Origin of the sequence: Croceibacterium sp. TMG7-5b_MA50 (genome assembly GCF_039830145.1) — a bacterium.
GTDB lineage: Bacteria > Pseudomonadota > Alphaproteobacteria > Sphingomonadales > Sphingomonadaceae > Croceibacterium.
Genome location: NZ_CP156082.1, coordinates 2091263 through 2105551, shown reverse-complemented (window position 1 = coordinate 2105551; position 14289 = coordinate 2091263). Strand labels below are relative to the sequence as shown.

The 14289-nt window shown below is 67.8% G+C and carries 10 protein-coding genes; 6 read left to right on the top strand and 4 right to left on the bottom strand.

Annotated elements, in window-relative coordinates:
* The gene (gltB, locus tag V5740_RS10010) at positions 1 to 4641 is read right to left on the bottom strand and encodes a glutamate synthase large subunit (protein WP_347302336.1); all 4641 of its coding nucleotides are present in this window, start codon (positions 4639 to 4641) and stop codon (positions 1 to 3) included.
* Between the two features lie 204 nt (positions 4642 to 4845).
* Positions 4846 to 6150 carry a polyhydroxyalkanoate depolymerase gene (phaZ, locus tag V5740_RS10005; RefSeq protein ID WP_347302335.1) on the bottom strand — a complete coding sequence of 435 codons (1305 nt, stop codon included), beginning with the start codon at positions 6148 to 6150 and terminating at the stop codon, positions 4846 to 4848.
* A 149-nt stretch (positions 6151 to 6299) separates the two neighbouring features.
* Here phaZ and V5740_RS10000 point away from each other — a divergent pair, with 149 nt between their 5' ends.
* The 5 genes from V5740_RS10000 (at position 6300) to V5740_RS09980 (ending at position 11851) form a co-directional block, all read left to right on the top strand.
* Positions 6300 to 8087: an ABC transporter transmembrane domain-containing protein gene (locus V5740_RS10000; protein ID WP_347302334.1), complete on the top strand. Its 1788-nt coding sequence runs from the start codon at positions 6300 to 6302 to the stop codon at positions 8085 to 8087.
* A gap of 108 nt (positions 8088 to 8195) precedes the next feature.
* Positions 8196 to 10346 (top strand): M13 family metallopeptidase, encoded by a 2151-nt coding sequence (locus tag V5740_RS09995; protein WP_347302333.1) that lies wholly within the window; start codon positions 8196 to 8198, stop codon positions 10344 to 10346.
* Between the two features lie 68 nt (positions 10347 to 10414).
* Entirely contained in the window at positions 10415 to 11224 is an 810-nt protein-coding gene (locus V5740_RS09990; RefSeq protein ID WP_347302332.1) for an undecaprenyl-diphosphate phosphatase, read from the top strand.
* Between the two features lie 72 nt (positions 11225 to 11296).
* Positions 11297 to 11566 carry a GlsB/YeaQ/YmgE family stress response membrane protein gene (locus V5740_RS09985; RefSeq protein WP_347302331.1) on the top strand — a complete coding sequence of 90 codons (270 nt, stop codon included), beginning with the start codon at positions 11297 to 11299 and terminating at the stop codon, positions 11564 to 11566.
* Between the two features lie 33 nt (positions 11567 to 11599).
* On the top strand, positions 11600 to 11851 hold the full coding sequence (locus V5740_RS09980; protein ID WP_347302330.1) for a hypothetical protein: 252 nt from the start codon (positions 11600 to 11602) through the stop codon (positions 11849 to 11851).
* A gap of 33 nt (positions 11852 to 11884) precedes the next feature.
* On the opposite strand, the gene V5740_RS09975 is transcribed toward V5740_RS09980, so the two are convergent.
* The gene (locus V5740_RS09975; RefSeq protein WP_347302329.1) at positions 11885 to 12064 is read right to left on the bottom strand and encodes a hypothetical protein; all 180 of its coding nucleotides are present in this window, start codon (positions 12062 to 12064) and stop codon (positions 11885 to 11887) included.
* Positions 12064 to 12384, bottom strand: coding sequence for a hypothetical protein (locus V5740_RS09970; RefSeq protein WP_347302328.1), 321 nt, complete (start codon positions 12382 to 12384; stop codon positions 12064 to 12066). Before V5740_RS09970 ends, V5740_RS09975 begins: the two co-directional genes overlap by 1 nt.
* 118 nt (positions 12385 to 12502) lie before the next feature.
* Between V5740_RS09970 and recQ the strand changes: the two genes are divergently transcribed.
* On the top strand, positions 12503 to 14287 hold the full coding sequence (recQ, locus tag V5740_RS09965; RefSeq protein WP_347302327.1) for a DNA helicase RecQ: 1785 nt from the start codon (positions 12503 to 12505) through the stop codon (positions 14285 to 14287).
* Positions 14288 to 14289: the final 2 nt, after the last annotated feature.

Genomic DNA, 14289 nt, shown 5'->3' with positions numbered 1-14289 from the left:
CTATTCGGCGGCCACGGAGGCCGCCTCCTCCCGCTCGGCTTCCAGCAGCTTCAAGGCCTGCGCGTAGTCGCGCGGCATGACCTTGACGAAGCGGGCGAGCGCATTGTCCCAATCGTCCAGCAATTGCGCGGCGCGCGGCGAGCCGGTGTGCAGCTTGTGCCGTTCCACCAGGATGCGCAGCCGCTGCGCATCGTGGCGCAGCATGTCGCCCATGCCCGCATCGGCCACGTGCTGGCCGCGCTGCTGCGGGACGTTGTCGTAGCCTTCGTCGGCCGACGCGGGCCCGATCGGCTGGAGATCGACCTGCGCCAGGTTGCACCGCTGCGCGAAGGTGCCGTCCTCGTCATAGACGTAAGCCACGCCGCCCGACATGCCGGCCGCGAAGTTGCGGCCCGTGCGGCCCAGCACGCAGACCACGCCGCCGGTCATGTATTCGCAGCCATGGTCGCCCGTACCCTCGACCACCGCGACCGCGCCCGAATTCCGCACGGCGAAGCGTTCGCCGGCGACGCCGTTGAAATAGGCCTCCCCCGCGATGGCGCCGTACAGCACGGTGTTGCCGACGATGATGTTCTGCGTGGGATCGCGCTGGATGCCCGCAGGCGGGCGCACGATGATGCGGCCGCCCGACAGCCCCTTGCCGACATAGTCGTTGGCATCGCCCACCAGGTCCAGCGTGACGCCATGCACCGCCCACGCGCCGAAGCTCTGCCCGGCGACGCCGACGAAGTTTACGCGCAGCTGTTCCGGCTGGAGGCCGGCATGGCCGAACGTCTTGGCGATGGTGCCCGACAGCATGGCGCCGGCGGTGCGGTTGACGTTGCGGATCGGCCGGTCGAGCACGACGCTCTGTCCGGCCTCGATCCCCGGCATGGCGGCCGCGATCAGGTCGCGGTCCAGCGTATCGTCCAGCTGGTGGTCCTGCGTCTGGCTGTTGAACAGCGTGTTGACCGTCACCTTGGGCTGGTGGAGCAGGCGCGACAGATCGACGCCATCGGCCTTCCAGTGGTTGATCGCCTTGCCCATCTCGATCCGGTCCACCCGGCCGACCATGTCCTGCACCGTGGCGAAGCCCATCTCCGCCATGATCTGGCGCAGCTCCTCCGCCACGAAGAAGAAGTAGTTGATGACGTGTTCGGGCGTGCCGGTGAACCGCTTGCGCAGTTCGGGGTTCTGGGTCGCCACGCCGACCGGGCAGGTGTTGAGGTGGCACTTCCTCATCATGATGCACCCGGCCGCGATCAGCGGCGCGGTGGCGAAACCGAACTCGTCCGCGCCCAGCAGCGCGCCGATGGCGACGTCGCGTCCCGTGCGCAGGCCACCGTCGACCTGCACCACGATGCGGCTGCGCAGATCATTGAGCAGCAGCGTCTGCTGCGTCTCCGCCAGGCCGATCTCCCACGGGGAACCCGCATGGGTCAGGCTGGTCAGCGGTGAGGCGCCGGTGCCCCCTTCGTAGCCGGAGATGGTGACATGGTCCGCGCGCGCCTTGCTGACGCCCGCCGCGACCGTGCCGACGCCGACCTCCGACACCAGCTTCACGGAGATGCGGGCATCGGGGTTCACGTTCTTCAGATCGTGGATCAGCTGCGCCAGATCCTCGATCGAGTAGATGTCGTGGTGCGGCGGGGGTGAGATCAGGCCCACGCCCGGCGTCGAGTGCCGGGTGGCGCCGATGGTCTTGTCGACCTTGTGGCCGGGCAGCTGGCCACCTTCGCCGGGCTTCGCGCCCTGCGCCATCTTGATCTGGATGTCGTCGGCGTTGACCAGATACTCGGTGGTCACGCCGAAGCGGCCGGAAGCGACCTGCTTGATGGCGGAACGCATCGTATCGCCGTTTTCCAGCGGTACGAACCGGCGCGGGTCTTCCCCGCCTTCGCCGGTGTTCGACTTGCCGCCGATCCGGTTCATGGCGAGCGCCAGCGTGGTGTGCGCTTCCCAGCTGATCGAGCCATAGCTCATCGCCCCGGTGACAAAACGCTTCACGATCTCGGCGGCGGGTTCCACCTCGTCGATCGGTATTGCCTTGTCGGCCGGCTTCAGCTGCATCAGGCCACGGATGGTCAGCAGGCGTTCGGACTGCTCGTTGATGGAGCGGGCGAACTCGGCATAGTTCTCCCAATTGTTGCCGCGTACCGCATGCTGCAGGTTGGCGACATTGGCCGGGGTCCAGGCGTGTTCCTCCCCGCGCAGGCGGTACTGGTAGATGCCGCCCACATCCAGCATCCGCCGGTAGATCGGGTTGTCGCCATAGGCGGATGCATGCCGGCGCACCGACTCCTCGGCCACTTGCACCAGGCCGATGCCTTCGATCGTGGTCGCGGTGCCGCTGAAATACCGGTCCACGAAGGCCGTCGACAGGCCGATCGCGTCGAAGATCTGCGCCCCGCAATAGGACTGGTAGGTGCTGATGCCCATCTTGGACATCACCTTCAGGATGCCCTTGCCGATCGCCTTGATGTAGTTCTGCTGGACCTTATCGGGCGCGATCTCCGGCACCTTGTCGGCGCGGATCTGCTCCAGCGTCTCGAAGGCGAGGTAGGGATTGATGGCTTCCGCGCCGTAGCCCGCCAGCACGCAGAAGTGATGCACCTCGCGTGCCTCGCCCGTTTCCACCACCAGGCCGGTCTGCATGCGCAGGCCCTGCCGCACGAGGTGGTGGTGCACGGCGGCTGTCGCCAGCAATGCGGGCATGGCGATCCGGTCGCCATCCTGCGCGCGGTCGGACAGGATCAGGATGTTCTTGTCCTGCAGCACCGCTTCGGTCGCGGCCCAGCACATCTCCTTCAGCGCCTGTTCCAGCCCGGCGGCGCCGCTTTCGGCGTCCCAGGTCATGTCGATCGTCGCGGTACGGAACGCGCCGTCGAGCGATGCCTCCACCGACCGGATCTTCTCCATGTCGCCATTGGTCAGGATCGGCTGGTCGACCTCCAGCCGGCGGTGTGTGCCGGCATCGTGGCCCAGCAGGTTGGGCCGTGGGCCGATCATCGTCACCAAGCTCATCACCAGCTCCTCGCGGATCGGGTCGATCGGCGGGTTGGTGACCTGGGCGAAGTTCTGCTTGAAGTAATCGTACAGCAGCCGGCTGCGGCGGCTGAGTACCGCGATCGGCGTGTCGGTGCCCATCGACCCGATCGGGTCGTCGGCATTGATCGCCATCGGCTCCAGGAATTTGCCCAGATCCTCCTGCGTGTAGCCGAAGGCCTGCTGGCGTTGCAGCAGGCTGGTCTCGCCCACCTGCACCGCCCCTTCGTCGATCTCGATCGCCTCAAGGTCCTGCAGCTTGTATTGCGCCTGCCGCAGCCATTGCTCGTAAGGCTCGGCGCCGGCGAGCTCGGCCTTCAGCTCCTCGTCCTCGACGATGCGGCCCTGTTCCATGTCGATCAGCAGCATGCGGCCGGGCTGCAGCCGCCACTTGCGCACGATCTCCTCCTCCGCGAACGGCAGCACGCCACTTTCGGAGGCGAGGCAGACGATATCGTCCGTCGTCACCACGAAACGCGCGGGGCGCAGGCCGTTGCGGTCCAGCGTGGCGCCGATCTGCCGCCCATCGGTGAAGCACACCGCCGCGGGGCCGTCCCACGGCTCCATCAGCGCGGCATGGTATTCATAGAAGGCGCGTCGCTGCGGGTCCATCTCCGGGTTCTTGCCCCACGCCTCCGGCATGAGGATCATCATCGCGTGGCTCAGCGAATAGCCGCCGAGCAGCAGCAGTTCGAGCGCGTTGTCGAGGCAGGCGGTGTCCGACTGGCCATGCGGGATGATCGGCCACAGCTTGTCGAGATCGGCACCCAGCAGGGGCGATTCCATCGTGCGGCGGCGCGCGTTCATCCAGTTCACGTTGCCGCGCACCGTGTTGATCTCTCCATTATGGGCGATCAGGCGGAATGGGTGCGCCAGCTTCCAGCTGGGGAAGGTGTTGGTGGAGAACCGCTGGTGCACCAGCGCCAAGGCGCTGGTGCAGTCGGGATCGCGCAGATCGTCATAGAAGCTGCCCACCTGCGTCGCCAGCAGCAGCCCCTTGTACACCACGGTGCGGCTGGAGAAGCTGGGCATGTAGAGCTGCGTCAGCGCGGGCATGCCGTGCTTTTCCGCCAGCGCCGCCAGCGGGTTCTGGGTCTGCTTGCGGATCACGATCAGCTTGCGTTCGAACGCATCCTGGTCCGCGCAATTCGCCCCCCGGCCGATGAAGCACTGGCGGATGACCGGCATGCTTTCCAGCACCGTCTTGCCCAGCCCGTCGGTGGTGACAGGCACGTCGCGCCAGCCGATCAGCTGCTGGCCTTCCTTGGCCACGAACTTCTCGAACTGCCCGGTGATGAAGTCGCGCGCGGCCCCATCCTGCGGCAGGAAGCACATCGCCACGGCGTAATCGCCGGCCGGCGGCAGGGTCAGGCCCTGTTCGCCCGCCCAGCGACGGTAGAGCGGATCGGGGAGTTGCATCAGCAGCCCGGCGCCGTCGCCCAGCAGCGGGTCCGCACCCACCGCCCCGCGATGATCGAGGTTCGCCAGCACTTCCAGCGCCTGGCTTACGATGGCGTGCGATTTGATGCCTTTAATATGGGCGACGAAGCCCACACCGCATGCATCATGTTCGTTACGCGAATCGTAAAGGCCCTGGGGCTGGGGATACTCGGTCAACGCACTGGCTTCCTGTTGCGGTCCGGCAGGCGGGGCCCGCCTCTGTCCGGTCGCCCGGACACGAAGCGCGACTCACCCCGAACGGAGCGGTTGCTGAAATTCCGCGAACCGCCCCCATGCCGCCAGGAAAACGATTTGGCAAGAATTTGCCGCGTGGGGAGACCAAATCTTGCTCTGATTTGCTGGTGCTATCGCGAATAGCTGTCAGGTGACGCCGGATTCCTGCGTGCGGCGCTTGCGCTTCGGCTTGGCTGCCGGGGTCGCCGGAACCGTGCTGCTGCTGTCGGTGATCGCGTGCTGGCGCATCCAGTCCTCCACCACCGGGGCGATGCGGTTGCGCCACTTGCTGCCGTTGAAGATGCCGTAATGGCCCACGTCGGGCGCCAGCAGGTACTGCTTCTTCGCGTCCGGCAGATGCGGCGCCAGATCCAGCGCCGCGCGCGTTTGGCCGATGCCGGAGATATCGTCCCGCTCCCCTTCGATCGCCAGCAGCGCGGTGTCGCGGATGGCGTTGGGGTTGATGGGCTTGCCGTGATGCACGAACTCGCCCTTGGGCAGGGAGTGCTTCTGGAACACATGCTCGATGGTCTGGAGGTAGAACTCCGCGGTCATGTCGCAGACGCTGAGATATTCGTCGTAGAACTTCTTGGTCGTCGCGGCGCTGTCCGTGTCGCCCATCGTGAGGTGCTTGAACATCTCGTAATGGCTTTGCATGTGGGATTCGAGGTTCATGGAGATGAACCCGGCAAGCTGCAGGAACCCCGGATAGACCTGCCGCCCGGCGCCCGGATAGTTCACCGGCACGGTGGCGATGACGTTGTTGCTGAACCAGCTGAGCGGCCGGGTCACGGCCACGTCGTTCACGCTGGTCGGGCTGGCGCGGGTGTCGACCGGGCCGCCCATCATGGTCAGGCTGGCGGGGCGGCACGGGTCATTGTCCGCCCCCATCACCGCCGCTGCGGCGAAGGCGGGCACGGATGGCTGGCACACCGCCAGCATGTGCGTGTTCGGGCCGATCACCTGCAGGAACTCGATCAGGTAGTCGATGTAATCGTCGAGGTCGAAGCGCCCCGCGGACAGCGGCACCATCTTGGCATCGGCCCAGTCGGTGATCCACACTTCCTGGTTTTCCACCATCCGCGCTACCGTGCCGCGCAGCAGCGTGGCGTAGTGCCCGCTCATCGGCGCGACGATCAACAGCTTGGGCGCATCCGCCGGTAGCCCATCGCGGCGGAAATGGCGCAAGGACCCATATGGCTTCTCGAACACGACATCCTCGGTGACGGCATATTCCTCGTCATCTACGACCACCGCCTCGATCCCGAAATCCGGCTTGCCCTTGTTCTCGTAAAAGCCGGCGAACACCTGCAACGCGCTGGCGACCGCGGGACCCATGCCCCAATAGCCGATCGGCAGGGCCGGATTGTTCAGCAGGTTCGCCCCGATCGCGGCCCAGCTGCTGGCCGTGGCCATCAGCGACCGCTGCATCTCATACGCCTGGTAGATCACGCCCGGTTCCTTTGTTCAGCATGGCGACGGGCATCGTGCGCCCGCAATCCTTGCTGCTTCATATAACGGTCCGCCGCCTTCTGCACAAAGGGGCGGATGTCCGACTTATCCCTTCAAAGCCCCGGCCCGATGGGCTAGTTCCCGCCGCCATGCCCGTGCCGCCATCCCCGCCCGACGTGCAGCCTGCGACCAGCATCGCCCCGTTGCGGATGATCGCCCGTGCCGCCGCCGCCTATCCCGGCTACATGGCGGCGGCGGGGCTGGCGCTGATGGTGACCGCCGCCGCCACGCTGGCGATCCCCGCAGGCTTCCGCCTCATCATCGACCGCGGCTTCACCGCCGGTACCAACCCGGCGGAGATCGCACGCTGGTTCCGTTACCTACTGGGGATCGTGGCCGTGCTGGCGGTGGGCACCGCCTGCCGATACTATTTCGTGTCGCTGCTGGGCGAGCGGGTCGTTGCCGACATCCGCCGCGGCGTGCAGGCCAACCTGCTGCGCCTGTCACCCGCCTTCTTCGAGGAGAACAGCCCGACGGAGATCGCCAGCCGGATGACCGCCGACACCGCGCAGATCGAGCTGGTGGTGGGCGCGACCATCTCCATCGCGCTGCGCAACCTGCTGATGGCGATCGGCGGCACCGCCTACCTCCTCTGGCTGGCGCCGGGACTGACCGCGATCCTGTGCGTGATCGTCCCGCTGGTGCTGCTGCCGCTCGCCTGGTTCGGCCGGCGTATCCGCCGGGTCAGCCGCGAGAGCCAGGACCGGGTCGCCGACATTGGTGCGCAGGTGGCGGAGGTGCTGGGGGCGATGAAGATCGTGCAGGGCTTCAACCAGGAGGCGCGCGAGCGCGACCGGTTCGGCGACGCGGTGGAACGGTCCTTTGCCACGGCGCGGCGCCGCATCTGGCTGCGTGCGATCATGACCGGGGGGGCGATCGCCGCCATCTTCGGCGCGATCGTCGCACTGATGTGGCGCGGCGCGCTGCAGGTGGCGGAAGGCACGCTGTCGGGCGGCACGATCGCCGCCTTCGTGCTGACGGGCGTGCTGGTTGCGGGCGCATTCGGCGCCCTGACGGAGGTCTATGGCGACCTGCTGCGCGGCGCGGGCGCTGCCGAGCGGTTGCAGGAACTGCTGAACCAGCAGCCCACCGTCGCGACGCCCGCCCGGCCACAGGCGCTGCCGGTGCCTGCGCGCGGGGCCATCGCTTTCCAGAACGTCACCTTCCGCTACCCGACGCGCCCCGAAAGCGCTGCGGTCCATGGCTTCGACCTGACGGTGGAGCCGGGGGAGACGGTCGCGCTGGTCGGCCCGTCCGGCGCGGGCAAGAGCACGATCTTCCAGCTGGCCGAACGCTTCTACGACCCGCAGGCGGGTACGGTCAGGATCGATGGCGTGCCATTGGTGCAGGCCGATCCGGAGGAGGTGCGCCGCCGCATCGCGCTGGTTCCGCAGGAAGGCGTGCTGTTTGCCGCCAGCGCGCGCGACAATCTGCGTTATGGCCGGTGGGACGCGGACGAGGACGCGATCTGGCAGGCGGCGGAGGCGGCCAATGCCGCCGGCTTCCTGCGCGCGCTGCCGCAGGGTCTCGACACCTTCCTGGGCGAAGGCGGCGCGCGCCTGTCCGGCGGCCAGCGGCAACGGCTCGCCATCGCCCGCGCCCTGTTGCGCGATGCGCCGATCCTGCTGCTGGACGAGGCGACGAGCGCGCTCGATGCCGAGAGCGAGCGGCTGGTGCAGGATGCGCTGGAGCACCTGATGGACGGGCGCACCACCCTGGTCATCGCCCACCGGCTGGCGACCGTGCGCGCGGCAGACCGCATCGTGGTGATGGATGGCGGCCGCATCGTGGAGCAGGGCACGCACGGCCAGCTCGCCGGCGCGGGTGGGCTTTACACCCGGCTCGCGGCCTTGCAGTTCGACGATCTGGCTGCCTGATAGCGAACATGAATGGGGGCTTGCCTCAGTCTCCGTTCATGCGAGAAGTATCAGTTGCAAACTGTTGCCGGGCGGCCGCCCGGGCGCTTATCTCTTTGAAAGGCTTCCATGCTTCGTCGCATCCTTGCCGCAACGGCGTCCTCCGCCGCCCTGATGCTTGCCATGCCGGCTCTGGCGCAGGATGCCGCGCCTGCCCCCAGTTCCACTGACGCGAGCCCGGAACGTCCGCCGACCCCGACGATGAGCTTCGGCAGCTGGGGCGTCGATCCGGCGCTGATCGACCGCACTGTCGATCCCGGCGATGACTTCAACGCCTACGTCAACGGCACCTGGCTGCGCGACAACCCGATCCCGCCCGAATACAGCCGCTTCGGCGCGTTCAACATCCTGGCGGAGAAATCGACCGCCGATGTCGAGAAGCTGGTGAGCGACCTGGCCGCGACGGAGCCTGCACCCGGCACGGCGGAGCGGCGCATTGTCGATGCGTACCGCGCTTTCATGGACACGGACGCGATCGACGCCGCGGGCCTCGCACCCGCCCAGCCGATGCTGGGCCGCATCTACGGTGCAGGCGATGTGGCCGCGCTGGTGCGGCTGTTCCCGGAAGCCGGCATCCCCAGCCTGGTCGATGCGGGCGTCCGGGTCGATCCCAAGGACCCCAACAGCTACATCGTCAATGTCGGCTTCTCCGCCCTGGGCCTGCCCAGCCGTGATTATTACCTGGACAGCAATCCGCGCAATGCGGAGGTGCAGGCCGCCTACCGCGATTATCTCGCCTTCGTCTTCGGGGAGCTTGGCTATGCCGATCCGCGCAAGGCGGCGGACGCGGTCTACGCCTTTGAGCATCAGGTGGCGCTGATCGAGTGGGACCGCGCGGTGATGCGCAACCGCGATCTCACCTACAACAAGCTGACCCGGACGGAACTGGCGGCACTGGCCCCGGCCTTCCCGACCGGCGCGCTGCTGGATGCCGCCGGCTTCGGCCAGGTGTCGAGCTTCCTGGTGCCGCAATTGCCACCCACGGCGGAGGAACTGCGTGAGTTCGGGTGGAGCGCGGATCAGCTCAATTCCATTGGGGGCGGCCTGCCGGCCATGATGGAGCTGGTGACCACCACTGACCTCGCCACGCTGAAGGCGTTCATGGCGGCGCAGTTCGTCACCGGTCACTCCTCCGTCCTGCCGCGCCGGTTCGACGAGGCGGCGTTCAACATGTTCGGCAAGGTCTTGAGCGGCACGCAGGAGCAGCGCCCCCGCTGGAAGCGCGCAATCGGCGCGACCGAGGCGCAGCTGGGCGAGCAGCTGGGCGCGCTGTATGTGGAACGCTACTTCCCGCCGGCCAGCAAGGTGGCGATGGACGATCTGGTCGCCAACATGCGCAAGGCGCTCGCCGCCAGCCTGGCGGAAAACGACTGGATGACCGATGCCACGCGGCGTGAAGCCGTGGCGAAGCTCGACGCGTTCACGCCCAAGATCGGCTACCCCGACACGTTCGAGGGATATGCCGGGCTGGAGATCCGCCCGGGTGACGCGCTGGGCAACCGCGTGCGTTCGATGGCGTGGCACCAGGCGGACGACCGGGCGAAGCTCGGCCAGCCGGTCGATCGCACCGAATGGGGCATGCTGCCGCAGACGGTGAACGCCTATTACAACTCGGTCTTCAACGAGATCGTGTTCCCCGCCGCGATCCTGCAGCAGCCGTTCTTCGGTGCGTCAAACGACCCGGCGGTCAATTATGGCGGCATCGGCGCCGTTATCGGCCACGAGATGGGCCACGGCTTCGACGACCAGGGCGCCAAGAGCGACGGGAAGGGCGTGCTGCGCAACTGGTGGGCGGACAGCGACCTTGCCCGCTTCACCGAACTGGGTGACGAACTGGCGGCGCAGTACGACAAGTACTGCCCGCTGGGCGAGGGCGAGCCGTGCGTTAATGGGCGGCTGACGCTGGGCGAGAATATCGGCGACGTCGGCGGTCTCAGCCTGGCGTACCGCGCGTACCGCATGTCGCTAAACGGGCAGGAGGCGCCGGTGATCGACGGGCTGACCGGCGACCAGCGTTTCTTCCTTGCATGGGCGCAGGTGTGGCGCGCGGCGACGCGGCCGGCTGCGCTCCGTCAGCAGATGCTGACCGATCCGCACAGCCCCGAACAGTTCCGGGTGAACGGCGTCGTGCGTAACAACGATGCCTGGTACAAGGCGTTCGACGTGCAGCCGGGCGACGAACTGTACCTGCCGCCGGAGCAGCGCGTCCACATCTGGTAACATCCAGCCATTGTGCGGTGCAGCGAAGCGCTTGACTTCGTTGCACCGCGCCGTGACACGTCGCGTCCATGGACACTACGATCACCGCCATCCTGCTCGGCATCCTGGAAGGGCTGGCGGAATTCCTGCCGATCTCCTCCACCGGGCACCTGATCCTGGCGCAGAGCTTCTTCGGCTACGACCCCGGCCAGTGGGCGCAGTTCAACGTAGTGATCCAGCTTGGCGCGATTGGCGCCGTGGTGGTCACGTACTGGCGCCTGTTCTGGACCATGGGCCTCGGCCTGCTGCGCCGTGACCCCACGTCCTGGCGGTTCCTGCGCAACATCGTGCTGGGTTTCCTGCCGGCGGCGGTGATTGGCCTGATTGCCAAGGACGCGATCAGCGCGATGCTGGAAAGCCCGCTGGTGGTGGCGATTGCGCTGGTGGTGGGCGGTATCGCCATCCTGGTGCTGGAACGCACCGTGCGTCCCGGGCCCGACACGGGCGTCGCCGCAATGCCGATGCGTACCGCGGTGGCAATCGGTTTCGCTCAATGCCTCGCCATGATCCCAGGCACCAGCCGGTCCGCCGCGTCCATCCTGGGCGCGCTGGCGATGGGCACGGGTCGCAAGACTGCGGCGGAATTCTCCTTCTTCCTGGCGGTGCCCACCATGCTGGGCGCTTCCGTCGTGAAGATCGCCGACGATCCGACGCTGTTTGCCGGCACCAGCGCGATCGGCTGGACGGAAATCGCGCTGGGCTTCGGCGCCGCGTTCCTGACCGCGCTGGTCGTGATCCGCGCCTTTGTCGCCTATGTCAGCCGGCGCGGCTTCGCCCCCTTCGCCTGGTACCGCATCGTGCTGGGCGGCGGCACGCTGGCCTGGCTGCTGCTGGGCTGATCCGCCTGCCGGAACCAATTCCGCGACCGAACGATTTGCTGTCTTAAGTTAAGGAACAAGGCAGCATTTCACGTGGGTTTCATCTTCCTTCTGGTGGTCGGCGGCGTGCTGGGGCTGGTATCAGCCTGTGCCGCTGGTTGCGATCATGGACGGGGTGTGATGCGCAACGTGGCGCTCGGTATTTTAGGCGCGCTGCTGACCGGACTGGTCATCAACCCCATGGCGGGCGGGGCCAGCCTGCTCGGCACCCACTATGATGCAGGTGCGCTGCTGGTGTCGCTGGCGGGATCGCTGGCGCTGGTAGCAGCGGTCAACCTGCTGCGGCCAGACCTGATCCGCTGAAGTTTTACCTGCAAGCAACAAGGGAGTTTGCTCATGAAGACCGTATTTAGCCTGGCTGCCGTCGCCGCCCTGGGCCTGACTGTCGCGGCCTGTGACAGCCCGCAGGAAGAGGCGGCCGAGGAAACCGCCGAGGCGATCGAGGATCGCGCCGATGCGCTGGAAGACAGCGGCGTCATCAACGACGCGCAGGAAGACGCGATGGATTCACAGGCCGATAACATCGAAGACGCGGCCGAGGGTGACAGCGACACGCTGACCCAGCCGGTGGAAGACGCCGCGAACTGATCGCGCGCTGAAGAACGGGGAAGGGCCGGTCCGCTATTCGCGGGCCGGCCCTTTTTCCTGCGCGGTATCCGGCCGCTCGGCCAGCATCGCTTCCGCCCGGCGCAAGCTGGCCTCCTCCCCCTGTTGTGGGACGGGCGCCTGTTCGGCCGGGCCGCAGGCGGCGGGCGCTGTTGCCAGCAGCAGCAGCAGCAGCAGCGCCGCGCGCCGGTGCATCACATGCTGCTTTCGGCCGCCTGCGTGGCCGCTTCGGCGGCAGCAGCCTCGGACTCGATGTCGGCCACGGCAGCCTCTGCCGCGTCGGCGGCTGCGGCGGTGGTGTCAACGTCATCTTCCACCGGGGCGCCGGCGTCGATCGCCGGCTCGGGCGCGGTGATCCCGGCATCGGGCGCGGGCATCGGCGCTTCGGTCATGGCCTGGTCGGCGGGCATCTCCACGGTATCGGCGATGGCATCCTCGCTCGCATCGTCGGAACTGCCGCAAGCGGCCAGCGCGGCGAGCAGCGGAGCGGCGGCGAACAGGGCGATCTTTCTCATGGGCATATCTCCTTGAAGCGCCACAGATGGGCTTGCCGGTGCCTTAGTCCAGCGCGGGCCACAAGAAAACCGCCGCCGCGCTTGCCCCCGCATGCGGCCCCGTGGCACGGCGGTGCGCATGGATAGTGCGACCTTGGACCGGGCCGAACACGCGCTGCGCACCACCTTCGGCTTTCCCGCTTTCCGCGGCGTGCAGGGACAGGTGGTGGCGCGCGTACTGGCCGGACGGTCCACGCTGGCGGTAATGCCGACGGGTGCGGGCAAGTCGCTGACATACCAGTTGCCGGCCACGCTGCTGGCGGGCACCTGCATCGTCATCAGCCCGCTGATCGCGCTGATGCACGACCAGCTCCGTTCCGCCCGGATGAACGGCATCCGCGCGGCGGCGCTGACCAGTGCCGACGCCGACCGGGCGCAGACGGTGGCTGCGTTCCGCAACGGAGAGCTGGACCTGCTCTATGTCGCGCCCGAACGCGCCAGCCAGCCACATTTCCGGGAACTGCTGGGAAGCGCCCCGTTGGCGCTGTTCGCGGTGGACGAGGCGCATTGCGTATCCGAGTGGGGCCACGATTTCCGCCCCGACTATCGCCAGTTGCGTCCGCTGATGGATGCGTTCGTGCAAGTGCCGCGGCTGGCCCTGACGGCGACGGCTGACGGGCACACGCGGGCCGACATCCTGCAGCAGCTTGGCATCCCGGCGGATGGCCTGATCGTCGCCGGCTTCGACCGGCCCAACATCCGCTACCACATCCGCCCGCGCCAGGGCGCCGGCACCCAGTTGAAGCAATTGCTGGCCCAACATGACAGGCCGGGGATCATCTACGCGCCAACTCGCCGCAAGGTGGAGGATATTGCCGCGGCGCTGGATCAGCCGCGCGGTCGGCGGGTGCTGCCCTATCACGCGGGCCTGCCGCCGGAGCAGCGGGCCGAGCATCAGGCGGCGTTCGTCGCCAGCGAGGACATGGTGATGGTGGCGACCGTCGCCTTCGGCATGGGGATCGACAAGCCGGACGTGCGCTTCGTCGCGCATGCCGGCATCCCCAAGTCGATCGAGGCCTATTATCAGGAAACCGGCCGCGCCGGGCGCGACGGCGACCCGGCGGAGGCGGTGCTGCTGTGGGGCGCGGGCGATTTCGTCGCCGCGCGCCAGCGGGTTGCCGAGGTCGAGCCGGAGCGACAGGCGGGCGAACGCACCCGGCTGGATGCGCTGGCCGCGCTGGTCGAGGCGCCGGGCTGCCGCCGTGCGATCCTGCTGCGCCATTTCGGGGAGGACCCGCCGGCGACTTGCGGCAATTGCGACAATTGCCTGTCGCCGCCGGGCGTCATCGATGCGACGGACGTGGCGCGCAAGCTGCTGTCGGCCGTCTACCGCACCGGGCAGAGCTACGGTCTGGGGCACCTGACCAAGGTGCTGACCGGGGCGGAGGACGAGCGGGTGCGGCAGCGCGGGCATGACCGGCTGAGCGTGTTCGGCATTGTGGAGGGCGAGGAGGCGCGTCTGCTGCAACCGCTGGCCCGTGCATTGCAGGCGCGCGGCAGCCTGGTGGCGAATGAGCATGGCGGGCTGAAGCTGGACGGCGACGCGCGTGCGATCCTGAAAGGGGAGGCGGAGGTTGCCATCGTGCGCCCAGCACCATCGGCCAAGGGCGGCCGTCGCGGTCGGGGTGCGCCCGCCGGCGACTACCCGCCCGATCCGCTGTTCGATGCCCTGCGGGAGAGGCGCCGCGATCTCGCCAAGGCGGCGCAGGTGCCGCCTTACGTGATCTTCCACGACTCCGTGCTGCGCGAGATGGCCGCCGCGCGTCCGGCCACGCGCGGCGCGATGGCGGCTATCCCCGGCGTGGGGGAGCGCAAGCTGGAATTGTACGCCGACGCCTTCCTGGAGGTGATCGCCGGGGGGTAGCC